The 1,032-nt window shown below is 64.8% G+C and carries 1 protein-coding gene; it reads right to left on the bottom strand.

Features of this window, described 5'->3' with window-relative positions:
- Positions 1–2: 2 nt before the first annotated feature.
- Entirely contained in the window at positions 3–764 is a 762-nt protein-coding gene (locus BIS11_RS18465; RefSeq protein ID WP_367399052.1) for a Nif3-like dinuclear metal center hexameric protein, read from the bottom strand.
- Positions 765–1,032: the final 268 nt, after the last annotated feature.

Here is a 1,032-nt window from a genome sequence, read left to right as displayed (position 1 = left end):
GCTCAAGCCGGGTTGTCGATATCCACGAAGCGATGGGCAACGCCGTACTCGTCGGCAAGCCACTCGCCCAGCGCCTGCACCCCGTAGCGCTCGGTGGCGTGATGCCCGGCAGCGATGTAGTGGATACCCATCTCGCGCGCCAGGTGCGTGGTGCGCTCGGAAATCTCGCCAGAGACGAACACCTCAGCGCCGGCCTCGAAAGCCTGGGTGATCATGTCCTGCGCCCCACCGGTACACCAGGCGATGCGCTCGACGTGCGAAATGCCCGGCGCCTCGATCACCGTAGGCGTGCGCTCGAGCGCCACGCCCACCTGCTCGGCCAACGCCTCGAGAGACTGCGTCTGGGCAAGCCTTCCGGACCACAAGAGCCCTTCGCCCAGCTCGCCGTCCAGGCACCCCTCCACCTTCCAGCCCAGGCGCCTGGCGAGTTCGGCGTTGTTGCCGAGCTCGGCGTGGGCGTCCAGCGGCAGATGGTAGGCCAGCAGGTTGATGTCGTGATCCATCAGCGTCTTGATGCGCCGGTGCTTCATGCCGGTGATCGCCACCGGCTCGTTCTTCCAGAAATAGCCGTGGTGCACCAGCACCAGGTCCGCCTGCCAGGCCACGGCCTCGTCGAGCAGCGCCTGATTGGCGGTCACCCCGGTCATCACGCGCGAGACGCTGTCCCGCCCCTGCACCTGCAGGCCGTTGATGGTGTAGTCCTTGAAGCGGGCAGAGCGAAGCTGGTGGTCGCACGCCTTTACGAGCTGGTCGCGATGGATCACGCGTCCTCCTTGTAACGGTTTGACGGCTGAGGAACTTATCGAAAAAGTGTTACCATGGCGCCTAGTGTAAAGCTCGCGCCGCGTTATCGCGAACCCGGCCACCTCTGTGACTGCCTACGGCTGAGGATACCCTGCATGCACCGTTTCGTGCTGCCTTATATATGGCCAATCGTTACCGGAATCCTGGTGGCGGCACTGCTGCTGCTGGCCTTTCCCGACCTGCTCCCCAACCCGTTTCGCGACGATCCGCCGGCCACCGTCTCTGCGC

Origin of the sequence: Halomonas sp. 707D4 (assembly GCF_024158685.1) — a bacterium.
GTDB lineage: Bacteria > Pseudomonadota > Gammaproteobacteria > Pseudomonadales > Halomonadaceae > Vreelandella.
The sequence above is the reverse complement of the archived record's forward strand: the minus strand, read 5'-3'. Positions and strand labels throughout refer to the sequence as shown.